The organism is Sphingomonas aracearum (assembly GCF_003345355.1).
Taxonomy (GTDB): Bacteria; Pseudomonadota; Alphaproteobacteria; order Sphingomonadales; family Sphingomonadaceae; genus Sphingomonas; species Sphingomonas aracearum.
The window spans coordinates 594,927-612,804 of the sequence record NZ_QQNB01000001.1; the positions used below are offsets into that span (position 1 = coordinate 594,927).

Sequence of the window (17,878 nt, forward strand, 5' to 3'; positions counted from 1 at the left end):
GCCCGCGCGACTAGCGCAAAGGCGCGCGGAAGGGAACGTGCCGGCGCTACCGCCTCGGCCGGGGCAGCTTCAGGATGCCAAAACCCAGCGCGAAGCCGATGAGGATGCCGAACGCCATGTTGTCGATCAGCGCGCCCAGGATGATCCCGGCGCACACGCCCATGGCGAACCCCATGCCCTGCTGCTTTTCCATTCCGGTCTCCCCCGCTTGCCGCATCAGGGGAGCGCAGGACGCCGACACCGTCAAGCTCAGCGCGCGACCGGCCGCAAACTGGCGCCGTCGATATGCCAACGCAGCTGGTCGGTCGTGGCGCCGTCCACGTTGTTGACGCGCCGCACGGTGTAGGTGCCGGTGAAATGCTGGCGAACACCGTTCGTCAGGGTAGCGTCCACCTGCACCGGCACCGCCTGGTAGATCGATCCGGCCGCCCCTTCGCTGGGCGGCAGCGTGCCGATCGTCACCTGCGTGGAGCGGGTGCGGCTGAAGCCGGCCTCGAACAGCTCCAGCGGCTGGCCGGGCGGGCCGTCATCGCCCCAGCTCTGCCAGGCGGTGCCGAAATCGCGGGCGTTGAGCGCGGGATAATAGCGGCGCACTACCGCCGCCGCGGCGGCGGCGCTGGTGGGCGCCGGGGTGCAGCCGGGCATCGCCTCGCCCTTGCCGTCGAACAGGGCGCAGGAGCGCGCGATCTCGTCCTCGATCAGTGCGCAGCTGTTGGCGGCGTTGCACGGCGGGTGCGTCGCCGGCGAGACGTTGCGGCACACCTTCACCCGTTCGGCAGCGGCCGCGGCGCCGATCTCCTGCGCGCAGGACAGCTTGCGCAGCGGCGCCGAAGCGGGGGCCGCCGGCGAGGAAGCCGCGACCGGCGTGGGAGCGACCCTCGCGGGACTTGGCGACGGCTGGGGGGCTGTCGATTGCGGCGACGGGTTGCAGCCGGCGAGGGCGAGCAGCGGCAGGAGGGCGAGGCGGTTCATGACGGCGAGAACGGCTGATCGCGGTCAATGCTCCCGCCGGTCATTGCGCCTCGCGTACGTTGGTGACCTTGCCGAAGATCGGCCGCGCCATGGTGTCGAGCCGTTCGCCCGCCTCGCCGCTCAGATCGAAGAAGGTGATCGTGTTCCGGCCCGCCCGGAGCCATGGCGCCGGCGCGTAGAGCGTGAAGGCGGGCCCGATCGACCAGAAGCGGCCGAGATTGCGCGCGCCGAGCCAGAGCTGCCCCTTGTGCAGCCCGCGCGTGTCCAGCCACGTGTCCGCCGGGCGATCCACGGTCAGCTCCGCCTGAAAGAAGCACGGCCCGGTGCAGCCTTGCGCCTTGAAGCGCAGCCGGGACGGGTCGTCCATCGGCAGCGAAAACATCCGCCAGTCGGCAACCGGCGCGCCGGCCAGCGTCACCGCGCCCGTCAGCCCGGCCTGTTCGGTGCGGATCGCCTTCGAATAGTTCACCCGGCCCGTATTCTCGACCAGCACGTCCAAGGTCGCGCCACGCGGCAGGCGCGGCAGCTCGGCCGTTTCCTGGCCTAGGCGCCGGTCCAGCGTGCCGACGAGGCGTCGATCCAGATAGACCTGCGCGTAGCTGTGCATGCCCTTGAGCATCAGGGTGCCGCCCTGCCCCGCCGGCAGCGTCGTCCGGTAGAGCACATAGCCAAAATTCTGGCCCAGTTCCTCGAAGGTGAGCGGCCGGGCGGCGCGCACCGGCCGCGGCAGATTGTCCCACAAGGAAGCGCTGCGGCGGATCGGCGACACGGGGAAGCGCCGGGCGGGTGTGGCCGCCGGCGTCGGCGCGAGCGGCCGGCCGGTCGCGTCGGCGACGGCTCGCGCGATCAGGCCATATTTGGCCCGCGGATTGCCGGCCTCGTCCAGCGGCGCATCGTAATCGTAGCTCGTCGTGTCCGGGTGGTAATCGGTGCCCTTGTGCGAGTCGGCGCCGTTCATCCAGCCGAAGCTGGTGCCGCCATGCGCCATGTAGAGCGACACCGAATAGCCGCGCTTCAGCAGAAAGCTCAGCTCCTCCGCTTCCTTCTCGCCGCTGGTTTCGTGATGGTCCTCGCCCCATTTGTCGAACCAGCCGGCCCAGTATTCGCCCACCATGCGCGGCCCGTCCGGGCGGAACGCCTCCAGCCTGGCGGCGGCGTTGCGCGCGCCGCCCGAACCGAAGTTCACCACCGAGGGCAGATCGGGCAGCGAGCCCCTGGCGAGATCGCCCGCCTGGTTGGACGTGAACAGCACGCCCTCGGCAAGCCCCGCGCGCTTGTAGCTGGCGCGCAGGCCCTTGAGATAGGCCGGGTCGCTGCCGAACGCGCCATATTCGTTCTCCAGCTGCACGGCGATGACCGGGCCACCGTTCTGCACCAGCAGCGGCTTCATCTCCTTTCCGAGCCGCAGCAGCCAGCGCTCCACCGCCGCGGTGTAGCGCGGATCGGCCGAGCGCAGGTGCAAGGTGCGATCCTTCAGCAGCCAGGCGGGATAGCCGCCCAGCTCCCATTCCGCGCAGACGTACGGCCCGGGGCGCAGGATCACGTGCAGGCCGACGCCCTGCGCCTCGCGGAGGAACGCCGCCACGTCGTTCTGGCCGGCGAAATCGTACACGCCGGGCCGCGGCTCGTGCAGGTTCCAGAAGACGTAGGTGGTCACGGTGTTCAGCCCCATCGCCTTCGCCTTGAGCAGGCGGTCGCGCCAATAGGCACGCGGAATGCGGGGATAGTGCAGCTCGCCGGAGATGATCTGAAACGGCTTGCCGTCGAGCAGGAGGTCGGCGCCGTGTACCGAGAAGCTGTGCGAAGGCGGCGCGGCGGAGGTCAGCAGCATCAAGGCGCCGGCCGCCAGAACCTTGCGCATGACCATCTCTCTCCCGCTCGTTGCGGGACCGCTTATGGCATCGCTTATATTGTCAGACCAGACAGCGCGGGCGTGTCCTTGCTTACCGGGAACAGCGTCGCCATCGTGCGGCCCGGCTCGACGCCGAAATGGCTGGAGACCGCGCCGGCGATGAACGCGTCGAGCTGCGTCGTAGGCCTGAGATCGCGGTTCTCGTATAGCTGGGCGGGAGCGACGCCGGGCCAGTCGGCCAGCACCCGCCCGCCCCTCACGCCGCCGCCCATCAGCATCGCGGCCGAGGCGGTGCCGTGATCGGTGCCGCCGGTGCCGTTCACCGCGGCGGTGCGCCCGAATTCGGTGGCGACCAGCACCATCGTGTCCGCCCAGGCCGGCCCCATGCCGCTCTTCAGCGCGCCGACCAGCGCGTCCAGGCCCTTGAGCTGCGCCGCCAGCCGGCCACGCTCGCCCGAATGCGTGTCCCACCCGCCTGTCTCGATCATGGCGATGCGCGCGCCGTCCGCGGGCGCCAGCAGGCGGGCGGTCAGCGCGCCGGTGGCGGCGGCGTTGCGGCCGTTGTCGGCGGCCAGGTCGCTGGTGAGCTGGCGCGTTTCCAGCGCCTCGCTCCACAGCCCATGCAGCTGGCTGTCGCCCTGGTAGAGCAGGGACACGCGCGACAGCAGATCGTCCGACGCCTGCGGCAGCGCGGAGGGCGCATAGGAGGAAACGTCGCGGCGCCCGCGCATCGCCATCGGGATGGTGGCGGAAACGGCGATCGCCTTCGCCTCGCCCGAGGGCAGCACGCCCAGCATGCGGTTCAGCCAGCCGTCCTTTAGCTGGTAGGCGGAGGCGCCGCCGGATTCGAGCACGTTCTGCCCGTCGAAATGCGAGCGGTCGCGATAGGGCGAGGCGACGGCATGGGCGAACAGCGCCTGTTTCTGTCCGTACAGCTCGGCCACGGTGGCCAGCGAGGGATGCAGCGCAAAGGTGGCGTCGAGCTTCGGCGCGCTCGCAAAGTCCTGCGCGAAATCGCCGCGCAAGGACGCAAAGGCCGGGTCGCCGACCGGCGCGAGCGTGTGCAGGCCATCGGCCGCGCCGCGCTGGATGATGAAAACGAAGCGCTTGTCGGTTTCCGCGCGGGCAAAGGCCAGCCGGGGCGCAAGGCCCAGCGCGGCGAGCCCGGCGGCGCCGGAGCGGATCAGGGTGCGGCGGTCGATCATGATGTCATCTCCGCAGGAATTCAGGGGCGACGAGCAGCAGGGACAGCCCCTGGCCGGGGCTCTCGGCGCGGGCGATGGCCTGCGCCGTGGCGGGCGACAGCGCGGCCGGAAAGAGCCTGGGCGCCAGCGTGCGCGCATCCAGCGCCGCGCCGGCGCGGGTGGCGAAGCGCTCGGCCGCCTCCACCCGGCGCATCAGCGCGTCCGGCCCGGCCCAGCTGCCGGCCGTGTCCTCATAGCCGACCGGCTGGCCCGGCCGCCACGTCGCCTGCCCGAGCTGGTTCAGGAGCCCCACGGCGGCCTGCGGCTGCACCTGTCGGAGCCCGAGCGCGCGATAGGCGGCGAGCGACCATTCCCAGGGTGTGCGGAACTTCGCCGGTGCCGGCGCCCACGCCTCGGGCGAGTCGATCAATGCCCGGTACACGGTCGGCAGATCGCCCCCGGACTTCAGGAATGCGGCGCGCAGGCGCTCGATCATCGCCGGCGGCGGGGTGTCGCCGGCAAAGTGGCGCGCGAGCTTGGTGGCGACATGCGCCGCGGTGGCGGGATGGACGGCCAGCGTGTCCAGCACGGCCTGCGCCTGCTCCACGCCGCCTTCCGGATAGGCCCTGCCCAGCACCGTGCGCGCGCCCGGCTGGTGCAGCGCCGCCGCAAAGACGAAGGTTCCGGGGGCCAGCTCCGCGACGTTGGCCCGGCCCGGCAATCCCCGGCGCAGCCCGGCCACCGTCCAGCCGGTCATCGCGCGGGCGAACTCGGTGACGTCGCCCTGCGCATAGCCGGTGCGAACGCCCAGCGTGTGCAGCTCCAGGATCTCGCGCGCGAGATTCTCGTTGAGGCCCACCGTGCGACGCCCGCGCGCGGCGACCTGCCGGCCATAGGCGCTGTCCGGCCCCACCGATTGCGCCTGATCGAGATAGACGAGCATCGCCGGGTGCCGCTCCACGGCGTTCAGCATGTTGGCGAAGCGGCCGAAGACATGCGGGCGGATCGCCTCGGCCTCGAACGCGCCGGCGAGCCCCGTCAGTTCCAGCTTGTCGGCGGAAACGGCGAAGTGATTGGCCCAGAAATGCACCAGCCGTTCCGCAAACGGCGCGGGGGTGACGAGCGCGGCGGCGGTGCGCGCGCCAACGGCGGCGAGATAATGGCCGCGCATCTGCTGCTGCGCGATCTGGCGGCTTTGCTGAAGCGCATCCCTGGCCGGCGCGGGCGGCGGCTGCGCGGTGCCGGGGAGTGACGGTGGCGTCGTTTCCGCCGGCACGGCAGCGGTAGCGCGCCGGCCGCGCGGCCCCGCTTCCTGCCGCAATCGTGCCTGGCGATCGTAGAAGGCGGCAAGCTGGCCGGCGATCTGCACGGTGCCGGCCAGTCCGGCCAGCGCCGGCGGACGCGGCTGGTAGGCGGCGAACTGGTCGAGCAACCATCGCTTCGGATCGCCGGGCACGGGCTCGTCGGGACGGGCGCCCAGGCCGAAGCGGTTGAGGGCGATACTGGCAGTCACCATCGGCTCTCTCCTGCTGACCGCTTACGCCCGGTTTGTCGCAGAAGTATGCCGGCTGGCGGTTCCCGCATGCAATTTCTGCAACTGGACTCGATCACAATGCGTTTGAGGCTCATGCTGCACTGCAATATCGCAGGTGCACAAGATTGAGATCGGGCAACCGGTCATCCTCCAGCATCGAAGGGATCGACCATGAAGAAGTTCCTCGCCGCCGCTGCCGTCACGCTCAGCCTGCTCGCTCCCGTCGCCGTCTACGCGCGTACCGCGGAGAAGCAGAGCTTCAAGCATGAAGGTCAGACCTACGTCTACACCGTCACCGACAAGCAGGGCGCGACCGTTTACCAGGGCCGCCGCTTCCCGTCGGGCAGCGCGTTCCGCCTGGTGCGTCGTGGCGATTATGTGACCGGCCGTTCGGGCGGCACCCCGGTCGCCTTCCGCGTGGAATCGGCTCGCGGCACCGCAGCAATCACGGTTGCCGCGCGCTAAGCTCGGCAGGTTCGAATAGTTCGAGGCGGTCGCGGCGCAAGTCGCGGCCGCCTTTTTCGTGGCGGCATGCGAGGCACGACGTTCAGCGAGAACGAGGATGGCCCCGTTCCTGCCGGTCGCCAGACGCTGTGGAAGCGGTCGTGCGTGGCGGTGCGATTGAGCCAGGACGCATCAAGCCACCTGCTTCCGCTCCAAACCGGGTAGAAGGTGGCGGAATTTGCCGGCCGGAAGGCAGGCGCGGAACCGAGCCGCTCATGGCTCGCGCGCGTTGTTCCCGCTTTGAAGGGAGTGCGCTCGGCGGCGACAATCCGATCGCCGGGCTTCAGCGTCCAGCGGCCGCCCGGATCGTGGCGCGCCTGCACACGCCCTCGCTCACAACGCTCGCCCCGCCTGGCCCGACCCCGCCCCGTCGCCCAAGGCGCGCGCAAACTCGAAGGAAGGCCGATCAGCGGCGCGGGCGAGACAGGCGCGGCTGGCGATGAGATCAAGCGGCGTGGCGGCCTTCCAACGAAGCGCCCTCCCGTGGCACGATGCCCGCCGCCGCGTCGGCCGGGCGGCACAAGGCGCTCGCGTTGCCTCATGCTCCCGTCCGGCTTATGCCCCGAACGCGGTTTTCACCTTCTGGAAGAAGCCGCTGGTCTGCGGGCATTCCTCGCCGGTTTCGGTCTCGCGAAACGCTTCCAGCAACTCGCGCTGGCGGGCGGTGAGACGGGTCGGCGTTTCCACGTCCACGCGGATGACCAGATCGCCACGCCCGCGGCCCTGCAGCACCGGCATGCCGGCGCCGCGCTGGCGCACCTCGCGACCCGACTGGGTGCCCGGCGCGATCTTCACCGGGTACAGCTCGCCATCCGGGCCGGGAATGTCGATCGTCCCGCCCAATGCGGCGGTAGTGAAGCTGATCGGCGCAGTGGCGAACAAGGTCGTGCCTTCGCGCGTGAAGATGCTGTGCCGCTGCACGTGCAGGAAGATGTAGAGGTCACCCGCCGGCGCGCCGCGCAGGCCCGCCTCGCCTTCGCCGGCAAGACGGATGCGCGTGCCCTCGTCCACCCCGGGCGGCACGTTGACGGTGAGCGTCTTGGTCTTGTCTACGCGGCCCTCGCCGCGGCAGGCCGTGCACGGGTCGGCGATCATCTCGCCCGCGCCGTGGCAGGTCGGGCAGGTGCGCTCGACCACGAAGAAGCCCTGCTGCGCGCGCACCTTGCCGTGGCCGCCGCAGGTGGTGCACCGCTTCACGCTCGTGCCGGGGGTCGCGCCGGAGCCCTCGCAGGTGTCGCAGGCGGCGGACACGTCCACCGTGATCTGCTCCTCGCGACCATGGAACGCATCTTCCAGCGTGATTTCCATGTCGTAGCGCAGGTCCGCGCCGCGCCGCGGGCTGGAACGGCCACCGCCGCCGCCGCGCTGGCCGCCCATGAACTCGCCGAAGATGTCCTCGAAAATGTCGCTGAAGGCCGAGGCATCGCCGAAGCCCGCTCCGCGCCCGCCGCCGGCCCCGCCGTTCTTGAATGCGGCATGGCCGAAGCGATCATAGGCCGCGCGCTTCTGCGGATCCTTCAGGCAGTCATAGGCCTCGCTGATGGCCTTGAACTTCGCCTCGGAGTCCTTGCACCCGGCATTGCGGTCCGGGTGAAATTTCATCGCCAGCTTGCGATAGGACGACTTGATCGTCGCATCGTCCGCGGTGCGCTCGCATTCGAGCAGCTCGTAATAATCGACTTCGGTCATGCGATCCCCGCGCAGGCAAGAGCCGCCCGCCCTTCACCAATCGAAGGACGGGCGGCTCGCACCCCTTACGCCTTGTTGTCGTCGACGTCGGAGAACTCGGCGTCGACCACGTCTTCGCCGCCGGCCTCGCTGCCCGCGGCAGGCGACGCCTCGGACTGGGCCTGCTTCTCGTAGATCGCCTGGCCGAGCTTCATGGCCACCTGCGCCAGCGCGTTGGCCTTGTCCTTCATCGCCTCGGCGTCGTTGGACTCAACCGCGGTCTTCGCCTCGGCAATGGCCGCCTCGATCTCGGACTTGAGGCTCGCATCCACCTTGTCGCCGTTCTCGGCGAGCTGCTTCTCAGTGGTGTGGATCAGCGATTCGGCGTTGTTCTTCGCCTCCGCGCCTTCGCGCCGCTTCTTGTCCTCGTCGGCGAACTTCTCGGCATCGCGCACCATCTGCTCGATGTCGTTGTCCGACAGACCGCCCGAGGCCTGGATGCGGATCTGCTGCTCCTTGCCGGTGCCCTTGTCCTTGGCGGACACGTTGACGAGGCCGTTGGCGTCGATGTCGAACGTCACCTCGATCTGCGGCACGCCGCGCGGCGCCGGCGGGATGCCGACCAGATCGAACTGGCCGAGCAGCTTGTTGTCCGCCGCCATCTCGCGCTCGCCCTGGAACACGCGGATCGTCACCGCCTGCTGGTTGTCGTCCGCGGTCGAGTAGGTCTGCGCCTTCTTGGTCGGGATCGTGGTGTTGCGGTCGATCATGCGGGTGAACACGCCGCCCAGCGTCTCGATGCCGAGGCTCAGCGGGGTCACGTCGAGCAGCAGCACGTCCTTCACGTCACCCTGCAGCACGCCGGCCTGGATGGCCGCGCCCATGGCGACCACCTCGTCCGGGTTCACGCCGGTGTGCGGCTCCTTGCCGAAGAACGACTTCACGACGTCGCGCACCTTGGGCATGCGGGTCATGCCGCCCACCAGCACCACTTCGCTGATGTCCGCCGCCTTCACGCCGGCATCGGCCAGCGCCTTCTTGCACGGCTCCAGCGTGCGCTGGATCAGGTCATCGACCAGACGCTCCAGATCGGCGCGGGTGATCGACTTGACCAGGTGCTTCGGGCCGTTCTGGTCGGCGGTGATGAAGGGCAGGTTCACTTCGGTCGACTGCGCCGAGCTGAGCTCGATCTTCGCCTTCTCGGCGGCTTCCTTCAGCCGCTGTAGCGCCAGCTTGTCCTTGGTGAGGTCGATGCCCTCGGCCTTCTGGAAGTCCGATGCCAGGAAGTTCAGGAGCTTGTTGTCGAAGTCCTCGCCGCCCAGGAACGTGTCGCCGTTGGTGGCCTTCACCTCGAACACGCCATCGCCGATCTCCAGGATGGAGATGTCGAACGTGCCGCCGCCAAGGTCATAAACCGCGATGGTCTTGTTGTTGTCCTTGTCGAGGCCGTAGGCGAGCGCCGCCGCCGTCGGCTCGTTGATGATGCGCAGCACTTCGAGGCCCGCGATCTGGCCCGCGTCCTTAGTCGCCTGGCGCTGTGCGTCGTTGAAGTATGCCGGCACGGTGATGACCGCCTGGGTCACCGTCTCGCCGAGATAGGCCTCGGCGGTTTCCTTCATCTTCTGAAGCGTGAAGGCCGAGATCTGCGATGGCGAATAGTCCTTGCCGCCGGCCTGCACCCACGCGTCGCCATTCTGGCCGCGCACGATGTGGTACGGCACCAGCTCGGTGTCCTTCTTGGTGATCGGATCGTCGAAACGGCGCCCGATCAGGCGCTTCACCGCAAACACGGTGTTGTCCGGGTTGGTCACCGCCTGGCGCTTGGCGGGCTGGCCGATCAGGCGCTCGCCATCCTTCGCGAAGGCGACGATCGACGGCGTGGTGCGCGCACCTTCCGCATTCTCGATCACCTTGGGGCTGCCGCCTTCCATCACGGAAACGCAGCTGTTGGTCGTGCCCAGGTCGATACCGATTACTTTTGCCATTGGTCCTCTACGGCCCCCATCAACGAATGTTCATCCGAAAGCCCCCGAGCCCCTCACGAGAGGCGGCCGGACGCCTGTTACGGAGGCGATATAGGAGGGCTTGCGCTTGCCGCAAGATTTTCACGTGCGTAGGGAACCGCTTGTGGTTTCCCGTTGTGGGAGAAGGTGGTTGCGCGCGTTGATACCCCTGACGATGATCGCCGCCGTTGCCGGCTGCGCGGAGGCGCCCAGGCAGCTGGAGGTGACGGGCGGCTATGTCCGCCTGTCCGCGGTGCCGCGCAACCCGGCCGCCGCCTATTTCACGATCCAGAACGGGCCGAGCGCGACGCGCCTCATCACGGTGACGAGCGAGGCGGTGATCCGCAGCGAGATGCACGAAAGCAGGACGAATGCGGGCGGAATGTCGTCCATGAAGCCGTTGCAGGACGTGCCCGTCTCGGCAAACGGCACGCTGGAGTTCAAGCCGGGCGGCCGCCACGTGATGCTGTTCAACGTCAATCCGGGGGTGAAGCCGGGCTATCGCATGCTGTTCAGCTTCACCTTCGCCAACGGCCAGCGGCTGCAACGCCGCCTGCCGGTGATCGGCGCGGGCGATCCGGCGCCCGGCACCGAGTGACGCGCCCGCTCACCGCCGGCGAGATCGCGCTTGCCCGGACGATATTCGGGGACGCCATCGATTATGCGGGGGCGAGCATATCAGACCGGAAATGGGCGTTCTTCCAGCCGCGCGAGGTCGCGATGGCGCCGCGCGGATGCATCCATTTCCATCCCAGGGGCTCGCTCTACCGCGACGATTTCGCGACCTGCGGCCTGGCCGACCAGGGGCTGTTCCTGCACGAAATGACGCATGTCTGGCAGCATCAGCGCGGCATCTTCCTGCCGCTCGCGCGCCATCCCTTCTGCCGCTACGGCTATGCGGTGCATCCCGGCTGGACGCTGAAGCGCTACGGCATCGAGCAGCAGGCGGAGATCGTGCGGCACACCTTTCTGCTCCGCCGCGGGGCGAAGGTGGTGGGAGCACCGCCGCTGGCGACGTATGAGGGCATTCTGCCGTTCCAGGGCGGGTGACGGGGCAAAGCGCCCCCCGCGACTGCCGGAGACTGTCGACCCTTAAGCTACGAGCTGCCCCACCCGAAGCGTGTTCCCGCGGAAGCGGGAACCCAGCGCCGCCGGCGGCATGTCTTGTGGCTCTGGACCCCCGCTTTCGCGGGGGCACGGCGCATTTCAGGGATGAAGGGCAGCTCTAATCCAGCGCCGCACCGACATGCTCCTGCCCCCGTGCCTCTGCGAGCAATTGCTGCCGGTGCCGTTCGGCATAGCGGGCGCGCTGTTCGTCGCTGCGCCGGGCGTGACAGGACGGGCAACTCACGCCCTCGCGGTAGAGCGGCGAGGCGCGCTCCGCCTCGCCGAGCGGCCGCTGGCAGGCGCGGCACAGCGTGTGCGTGCCGGGCGACAGCCGGTGGCCGACCGCCACCCGCTCGTCGAACACGAAGCATTCGCCCTGCCAGCGGCTGTCGTGCTGTTCGACCGTTTCCAGATATTTGAGGATGCCGCCGTCCAGGTGGAACACGTCCTCGACGCCCTCGCCCTTCAGAAAGGCGGTGGACTTCTCGCAGCGGATGCCCCCGGTGCAGAACATCGCCACCCGGCGCTTGCCGGCAACCAGTTCCTCGCGATGGTCGCGGAACCAGGCGGGGAAGTCGCGAAAGCTCTCGGTCTTCGGGTCCACCGCGCCGGCAAAGCTGCCGATCGCCACTTCGTAATCGTTGCGCGTGTCGATCAGCAGCGTTTCCGGATCGGCGATCAGCGCGTTCCACTCGGCCGGCGCCACATAGGTGCCGACGATCGCCAGCGGATCGACCCCCGGCACGCCCATGGTCACGATTTCGCGCTTCACCCGCACCTTCATGCGGCGGAACGGCGGGGCGTCCGCAGCGGAGAACTTCACCGACAGGTCGGCGCAGCCGGGCAGCGCGCGGACGTGCGCCAGCACCGCCTCGATCGCAGGCCGGGCGCCGGCGATCGTGCCGTTGATCCCCTCGCCCGCCAGCAGCAGCGTGCCCTTCACGCCCCGCTCGCGGCACAAGGCGAGCAGCGGCCCGCGCAACGCCGCCGGATCGTCGAACCGCGCGAAGCGATACAGCGCGGCGACCTGAAGCGCCTCGCTCACAGCGCGTCGAAGTCGATCGGCCCGTGGCGGTCGAGCCAGTTCGGCGCCTCGGGCATCGGGTATTTGAGGCCGGTCGCGCAGTTGAACAGCACCACCTGCTCGTCCTCGTCCACCTCGCCGGTACGCAGCGCCTCGCGATACGCGGCCAGCGTCGCGCCGCCTTCCGGACACAGCAGCAGGCCGTCGCGCCGCGCGCAATCGTCCACCGCGGCAAGGATCGCCGGGTCGCCGACGCCCACCGCCTTGCCGCCGCTTTCCCGCACCGCGCGCAGGATCAGGAAGTCGCCCACCGCGCGCGGCACGCGAATGCCGGCGGCGACGGTGTGCGCGTCCTCCCAACGCTCGGCATGTTCCTGGCCTTCCTCGAACGCGCGGACGATCGGCGCGCAGCCGCTGGCCTGCACCGCATACATGCGCGGGCGTTCGGAGCCGATCCAGCCGAGCTGCTCCAGCTCGTCGAACGCCTTCCACATGCCGATGAGGCCGGTGCCGCCGCCGGTGGGGTAAAAGATCGCATCGGGCAGCGTCCAGCCGAGCTGCGCGGCCAGCTCCAGCCCCATCGTCTTCTTGCCCTCGATCCGGTACGGCTCCTTCAGGGTGGAGAAATCGAACCAGCGTCCTTCCGCCGCGCCCTTCCCCACGATGGCGCCGCAATCGTCGATCAGGCCGTTCACGCGGTACACGCGCGCGCCCTGCATCGCGATCTCGCGCACGTTCACTTCCGGCGTGTCCTCCGGGCAGAACACGATCGTCTCGATGCCGCAGCGGCTGGCATAGGCGGCCAGCGCCGCGCCGGCATTGCCGTTGGTCGGCATGGCGATCTTCGTCACGCCCAGTTCGCGGGCCATGGCGACGGCCATGACGAGCCCGCGCGCCTTGAAGCTGCCGGTCGGCAGGCGGCCTTCGTCCTTGACCAGCACGTTGCCGCCGCCGCCCGACTTCGGGATCGGGATCAGCGGCGTCTCGATCTCGCCCAGGCTGACGATGCTGTCGGTGCGACGCACCGGCAGCAACTCCCGCCAGCGCCACAGGTCCGTCGCGCGGCTTTCCAGCAGGCGGCGCGGCAGGTTCGCCTTCACCGCCTCCAGATCGTAGCGGACCAGCAGCGGTCGGCCGACACGCGACAGGCCATGCAGCTGGTCCGCCTCGTAGCGCTCGCCGCTCATCGAGCATTCCAGATGCGTGACGAAAGTCGGGCGATCGGTGGTGAGATTGAGGTTCATGGCGCCAGCCATGCCGCCAATCGCGCCCGCCGCCAAGCCCGTGTCAGCGCCCGGCGAGCGTAGCGGCGCCCGCCTTGCCGGCCGCGCCCAGCCACGGCGACAGCGGTGCCCAGGGTACCGCCACGGGGTTGGCGCAGGCCGCCACCACATGCGGCAGTTCCGGGGTGAAGCTCAGGCCGGCGCGCGACAGGCCGATGTCCCAGAACTCGGCGGTGTTCAGCGTCTCGCGGCATTCCGCCTCCAGCTCGCCGGCGCGGGCAAGCAGGAAGTCCCGAAAGGCGGAGCGGAGCGCCACGCCATGATCCCGTCGGTCGATCGCGCCCGGCGCGAGCCAGCCGTGCAGATCGACTTCGCGGCCGGTGGTGCGATCAAAGACGAGCGAGCTGTTGGTGCCGTCCGGATGCGCCCCGCCGCAATAATAGCCGACCAATTCGGTGGCGGCGAGCCAGCGCGGCGTGATCAGCGTGGGCGTTACCCGCGCCTCGTAATCGCCTCCGCCGCTCGGCGAGGCGAGCGCGCCGGTGATGCAACCGTACCAGTCGCTGCCGGTCGCGCTTGCCGGCATCAGCTCCCGCAGCCGGGCGTTGATCCGCACCGAGGCGGCGTCCGTTCCCGTAAGGGCGAAGCTTTCCAGCTTCACGTCGGGAAAGGCCGGACCAGCGTCGAAGGTCAGCCGCGTGTAGCTCTCGCCAGCCAGCCTGGCCGGGGTGGATGCAACGCGAAGAAAGCGCAGCCGCGGGCCGTTGAACGCCACGCCGGCGCACGGCTCCTCGTCTCCGGCGGCAAGCCGCGTCAAACGGAAGGGCAGTCGCCGCGCCCCGTATCGCCAGCTTCCCGCCAGCAGCCGCGGGCCGACCGTCGCAAAGGTCCAGCTCGGCCCGGCGGTCCCCTGCGGCCGGTCCGCCTTTTCCGCCCACACCCGCGAGCCGCCTGCCTGCTCCAGCCGGATCGGGCGCAGCCTGGACAGATAATAATAGCTGCCGAAACCGCCGCCCAGGCCGTCCCGGGCAAGGCAGGCGCGAACGGGCAGCGAGCCCACCTGTCCCTGCCACACGCCGGCCCATGCCGGCTCCGGCGCCCGATCGCCTGCCGAGGCCGGCTGGGCGGACCCGGCCAGGAGCGCCGTGGCCAGAACCGCGAGCGCTCCCGCCACCGGTCAGTCCGGCTTCTTCGCCACGGCCACCAGCGCCGGGCGCAGCAGCCGGTCCTTGATCATGTAGCCGGACTGCATCTCCTGCACGATGGTGCCCGCTTCCTGGTCGCTGGGCATTTCCATCATCGCCTGGTGCTTGTTCGGATCGAGCTTTTCGCCCATCGCCGACAGCTTGGTGATGCCGTTGCGGCCAAACACCGCGGCCAGCTCGCGGCCGGTCGCTTCCAGACCGACGACCAGGCCCTTGAACTTCTCGTCCTCGCGCAGCTCGGCGGGGATCGCCGCCAGCGCGCGCTCCAGATTGTCCGCCACCGACAGCACGTCGCGCGCGAAGCTGGTCGCGGCATAGGCGCGCGCGTCGCTGGCTTCCTTTTCGGCGCGGCGGCGCATGTTCTGGATGTCGGCCTGCGCATACAGCACCTGCTGCTTGGCCTCCGCCAGCTGGTTCTCCAGCTCGGCCGTGCGGTCATGCTCGGCCACCTCGGGCGCGGCTTCCGCGGTTTCTTCGCGCAGGTTTTCGGTGGCGGTTTCGGTGCCGCTCGTTTCTTCGGTCATCGGTTCCCCGTGTTTCTTCTCAGGACATGAGCCGCGCGAGTGTCGCGGCAGTGAAATCCACCATGGGCACGACGCGCGCATAGTTCAACCGCGTGGGGCCGATCACGCCCACCACGCCGACCACCCGGCCGTCGCTGCCATGAAACGGCCGCGCGATCACGGACGAGCCGGACAGCGCGAACAGCTTGTTCTCCGCGCCGATGAAGATGCGGGTGGAATCGCCGGCGGCGGCGCTGTCCAGCAGGCGGGCCACCTCCTGCTTGCCTTCGAGATCGTCGAGCAGGTCGCGCACGCGCTCCAGATCCTCGGCGGCGGCGGCATCGATCAGTCGGCCCTGCCCGCGCACGATCAGCACCGGGCGGCGCTCGCCATCCTCGCTCCACACCGCCAGCCCCTGTTCGATCAGCGCGCGGGCCGCGGCGTCGAGCGCGGCGCGCCCATCCGCCAGTTCGCGCTCGATGCGCTGGCGTGCCTCCGTCAGCGTGCGGCCGGACAGCATGGCGGTCAGGTAATTGCCCGCTTCGGTCAGCGCGTCGGCCGTCATGCCCGGCGGCAGGTCGAGCAGCCGGTTCTCCACCGAGCCGTCGTCGGCCACCAGCACGGCCAGCGCCCGGTCCGGCGACAAGCGTACGAAGCCCAGCTGGCGCAGCACGATCTCGCGCTTGGGCACCATGACGAGCCCGGCACAAGCCGACAGGCCGGACAGGGCAAGCGTGGTGGCGGCAAGCGCCTCCTCCACCGGCCCGGCGCGGCCCGCTCGCGCCTCGATCGCCGCGCGCTCCTCCGCCGAGGGCTCCAGCGCGTGCATCATGCCGTCGACGAACAGGCGCAGGCCGGTTTCGGTCGGCAGGCGCCCGGCGCTGGTGTGCGGCGCGGCGAGCAGGCCGGCTTCCTCCAAATCCTGCATGACGTTGCGGATGGAGGCCGGCGACAGGTTCAGCCCCGATCGCTGCGCAATGGTGCGCGAGCCCACCGGCGACCCGCTGGCGATGTAGCTTTCCACCACCACGCGGAACACGTCGCGGGCGCGATCGGTCAGGTCGGTGACGGGAGGAGCGGGCATGACCCTTATCTAGGCCGCCGCCCGCCGTCCGTCATCCCCGCCCATCCCTCCCGCCGCATCGATCGGCCGGAATTCAGCGCTTGCCGATGAACGCCGAGCGATCGCCGATGAACGCGGCGATCGGCAGCGCCTCGGGCGCGCTGCGGATCGTCTCGCGCATGCGCTGCGCCTTGGGGCCGCCGCAGCCCATGTAGAGCGACAGGTGTGCGGGCTTGCGGCCGCCCCCCGACCAGCCGATCTCCGTCGTCGGCATGTCGGTGGGCGCCGGGCCGCAGGCAGGATTGTCCGGCGTCAGGCGCACGGTGCCGACCGGACGGCTGGCGATCAGGCGCCGGCGAAAGGCGACATATTGCCGCTTGCTCACGCGGAAATGCCGCACGCCGGTGGCCGCGGTGAACATCCTGCCCTCGAACGTCCCTTGCCCATCCGCCGAGACGCTGACCTTGTACACCGGGCAGGAGCCAAAGCAGCGGCCCGTCTCGTAGGTGATGGTCTCCGGCGCGTTCACGCCGGCAAGCGCCAGCGCGGCAAGAAGGATGGACACAGGCAGAGCTCCCTTATGAGGCTGGCGGATCGCCGGCCTCCTCGCTAACGCCTGCCAACACGAACCTTGAGGAGAGTTGAATGCGCCCCAGCGGCCGCGCCCCCGATCAGATGCGGGCAATCACCATCGAGCCCCGCTTCACCAAGCACGCCGAAGGATCGGTGCTGATCGGTTTCGGCGACACCAAGGTGCTGGTCACCGCCTCCGTCGAGGAGCGCGTGCCGCCCTTCCTGCGTGGGCGTGGCGAAGGCTGGGTGACGGCCGAATACGGCATGCTCCCGCGCGCCACCAACACCCGCAACAGCCGTGAAGCCGCCAAGGGCAAGCAATCCGGCCGTACCCAGGAGATCCAGCGGCTGATCGGCCGTTCCCTGCGCGCCGTCACCGACCTCAAGATGCTGGGCGAGCGGCAGATCACGCTCGACTGCGACGTGATCCAGGCCGATGGCGGCACGCGCACCGCGTCCATCTCCGGCGCCTGGGTGGCGCTGCGCCTCGCGATCGACGGGCTTTTGGCGGAGGGCAAGCTGACCGCCGACCCGCTGACGCAGAAGGTGGCGGCGGTGAGCTGCGGCATCCACCAGGGAACGCCGGTGCTCGACCTCGATTACATCGAGGACTCGGCGGCCGATGCCGATGCCAATTTCGTGCTGCTGGAAAACGGCAACATTGCCGAGGCGCAGGCGACCGCCGAAGGCGCGACCTATGACGAGGAGGCACTGCTCCGCCTGCTGCGCCTCGCGCGCATCGGCTGCGGCGAGATCTTTGCCGCGCAGGCAAAGGCCGTGGCGAAGTGAGCGGCCCCGACGAGGGGATCGGGGGCGACGCCCCGCAGGCGATCCGCAAGCTCGCCCCCGGCAAGCTCGTCATCGCCAGCCACAATGAAGGCAAGGTGCGCGAGATCCGCGCGCTGCTCGCGCCCTTCGGCATCGAGCCGGTTTCGGCCAAGGAGCTGGACCTGCCGGAGCCGGTGGAGAACGGCACCACCTTTGTCGCCAATGCCGAGCTGAAGGCGCGCTCGGCGGCCGACCTGTCCGGCCTGCCGGCGCTGGCCGACGACAGCGGCTTGTGCATGGACGCGCTGAACGGCGATCCCGGCGTCTACACCGCCAACTGGGCGGAAACCGCGGACGGCTCGCGCGACTGGAACCTGGCCATGCGCAAGGTGGAGGACGCGCTTGCCGCCAAGGGCCCGGAGGTCGGCCGGGACGCGCATTTCGTCTGCGTGCTCGCGCTCGCCTGGCCGGACGGGCATGTGGAATGGTTCGAAGGACGCAGCGAAGGCACGCTCACCTGGCCGCCGCGCGGCACGGTGGGCTTCGGCTACGATCCCGTTTTCGTGCCGCTGGGCCGCGACCAGACCTATGCCGAGCTGCCGCCGGAGGAAAAGCACGCGATCAGCCACCGTGCCGACGCCTTCCGCCAGCTCGTGTCGGCGGTGTTCTGAGGGAACCCCGCCGCCGCGGCCGGG

General features: G+C 69.7%; 18 protein-coding genes. 5 read left to right on the forward strand and 13 right to left on the reverse strand.

What is annotated here, in order from left to right; genetic code table 11:
- Positions 1-46 precede the first annotated feature (46 nt).
- From DVW87_RS17975 to DVW87_RS02935, 5 genes are read right to left on the reverse strand one after another with little or no spacing between them, the layout of a single operon-like run.
- Complete coding sequence (locus tag DVW87_RS17975) at positions 47-193, reverse strand: hypothetical protein (RefSeq protein ID WP_181814697.1); 147 nt, start codon at positions 191-193, stop codon at positions 47-49.
- Between the two features lie 56 nt (positions 194-249).
- Positions 250-972 (reverse strand): hypothetical protein, encoded by a 723-nt coding sequence (locus DVW87_RS02920; RefSeq protein WP_114686252.1) that lies wholly within the window; start codon positions 970-972, stop codon positions 250-252.
- A gap of 40 nt (positions 973-1,012) precedes the next feature.
- Positions 1,013-2,833 carry a glycoside hydrolase family 35 protein gene (locus DVW87_RS02925; RefSeq protein WP_239017726.1) on the reverse strand — a complete coding sequence of 607 codons (1,821 nt, stop codon included), beginning with the start codon at positions 2,831-2,833 and terminating at the stop codon, positions 1,013-1,015.
- A 44-nt stretch (positions 2,834-2,877) separates the two neighbouring features.
- Complete coding sequence (locus DVW87_RS02930) at positions 2,878-4,029, reverse strand: DUF1501 domain-containing protein (RefSeq protein WP_114686254.1); 1,152 nt, start codon at positions 4,027-4,029, stop codon at positions 2,878-2,880.
- Between the two features lie 4 nt (positions 4,030-4,033).
- On the reverse strand, positions 4,034-5,524 hold the full coding sequence (locus DVW87_RS02935) for a DUF1800 domain-containing protein (RefSeq protein ID WP_114686255.1): 1,491 nt from the start codon (positions 5,522-5,524) through the stop codon (positions 4,034-4,036).
- A 189-nt stretch (positions 5,525-5,713) separates the two neighbouring features.
- Here DVW87_RS02935 and DVW87_RS02940 point away from each other — a divergent pair, with 189 nt between their 5' ends.
- Positions 5,714-6,007 carry a hypothetical protein gene (locus DVW87_RS02940; protein ID WP_114686256.1) on the forward strand — a complete coding sequence of 98 codons (294 nt, stop codon included), beginning with the start codon at positions 5,714-5,716 and terminating at the stop codon, positions 6,005-6,007.
- Between the two features lie 594 nt (positions 6,008-6,601).
- On the opposite strand, the gene dnaJ is transcribed toward DVW87_RS02940, so the two are convergent.
- Together dnaJ and dnaK are read right to left on the reverse strand one after the other, a co-directional pair.
- Positions 6,602-7,735: a molecular chaperone DnaJ gene (dnaJ, locus tag DVW87_RS02945; RefSeq protein WP_114686257.1), complete on the reverse strand. Its 1,134-nt coding sequence runs from the start codon at positions 7,733-7,735 to the stop codon at positions 6,602-6,604.
- A gap of 65 nt (positions 7,736-7,800) precedes the next feature.
- Entirely contained in the window at positions 7,801-9,699 is a 1,899-nt protein-coding gene (dnaK, locus tag DVW87_RS02950; protein WP_114686258.1) for a molecular chaperone DnaK, read from the reverse strand.
- A 178-nt stretch (positions 9,700-9,877) separates the two neighbouring features.
- Here dnaK and DVW87_RS02955 point away from each other — a divergent pair, with 178 nt between their 5' ends.
- Positions 9,878-10,315 (forward strand): copper chaperone PCu(A)C, encoded by a 438-nt coding sequence (locus tag DVW87_RS02955; protein WP_239017727.1) that lies wholly within the window; start codon positions 9,878-9,880, stop codon positions 10,313-10,315.
- A complete protein-coding gene (locus DVW87_RS02960; RefSeq protein WP_114686260.1) occupies positions 10,312-10,767 on the forward strand; it encodes a vgr related protein in 456 nt (151 codons plus the stop codon). Before DVW87_RS02955 ends, DVW87_RS02960 begins: the two co-directional genes overlap by 4 nt.
- A 175-nt stretch (positions 10,768-10,942) precedes the next feature.
- On the opposite strand, the gene trhO is transcribed toward DVW87_RS02960, so the two are convergent.
- The 6 genes from trhO to DVW87_RS02990 form a co-directional block, all read right to left on the reverse strand.
- Positions 10,943-11,869: an oxygen-dependent tRNA uridine(34) hydroxylase TrhO gene (trhO, locus tag DVW87_RS02965; protein ID WP_114686261.1), complete on the reverse strand. Its 927-nt coding sequence runs from the start codon at positions 11,867-11,869 to the stop codon at positions 10,943-10,945.
- Positions 11,866-13,092, reverse strand: a complete 1,227-nt coding sequence (locus DVW87_RS02970) for a threonine synthase (protein ID WP_114686262.1) — start codon at positions 13,090-13,092, stop codon at positions 11,866-11,868. The genes trhO and DVW87_RS02970 overlap by 4 nt, the downstream gene beginning before the upstream one ends.
- 43 nt (positions 13,093-13,135) lie before the next feature.
- Positions 13,136-14,245: a hypothetical protein gene (locus DVW87_RS02975; protein WP_114686263.1), complete on the reverse strand. Its 1,110-nt coding sequence runs from the start codon at positions 14,243-14,245 to the stop codon at positions 13,136-13,138.
- A 3-nt stretch (positions 14,246-14,248) separates the two neighbouring features.
- Positions 14,249-14,800, reverse strand: a complete 552-nt coding sequence (grpE, locus tag DVW87_RS02980) for a nucleotide exchange factor GrpE (protein WP_114686264.1) — start codon at positions 14,798-14,800, stop codon at positions 14,249-14,251.
- A gap of 19 nt (positions 14,801-14,819) precedes the next feature.
- The gene (hrcA, locus tag DVW87_RS02985) at positions 14,820-15,863 is read right to left on the reverse strand and encodes a heat-inducible transcriptional repressor HrcA (protein ID WP_114686265.1); all 1,044 of its coding nucleotides are present in this window, start codon (positions 15,861-15,863) and stop codon (positions 14,820-14,822) included.
- 73 nt (positions 15,864-15,936) lie between these two features.
- Positions 15,937-16,407 (reverse strand): DUF6438 domain-containing protein, encoded by a 471-nt coding sequence (locus DVW87_RS02990; protein ID WP_114686266.1) that lies wholly within the window; start codon positions 16,405-16,407, stop codon positions 15,937-15,939.
- 80 nt (positions 16,408-16,487) lie between these two features.
- Between DVW87_RS02990 and rph the strand changes: the two genes are divergently transcribed.
- Together rph and rdgB are read left to right on the forward strand one after the other, a co-directional pair.
- On the forward strand, positions 16,488-17,204 hold the full coding sequence (gene rph, locus DVW87_RS02995; protein WP_114686267.1) for a ribonuclease PH: 717 nt from the start codon (positions 16,488-16,490) through the stop codon (positions 17,202-17,204).
- Positions 17,201-17,854: an RdgB/HAM1 family non-canonical purine NTP pyrophosphatase gene (gene rdgB / locus DVW87_RS03000; RefSeq protein ID WP_275402068.1), complete on the forward strand. Its 654-nt coding sequence runs from the start codon at positions 17,201-17,203 to the stop codon at positions 17,852-17,854. Before rph ends, rdgB begins: the two co-directional genes overlap by 4 nt.
- Positions 17,855-17,878 lie beyond the last annotated feature (24 nt).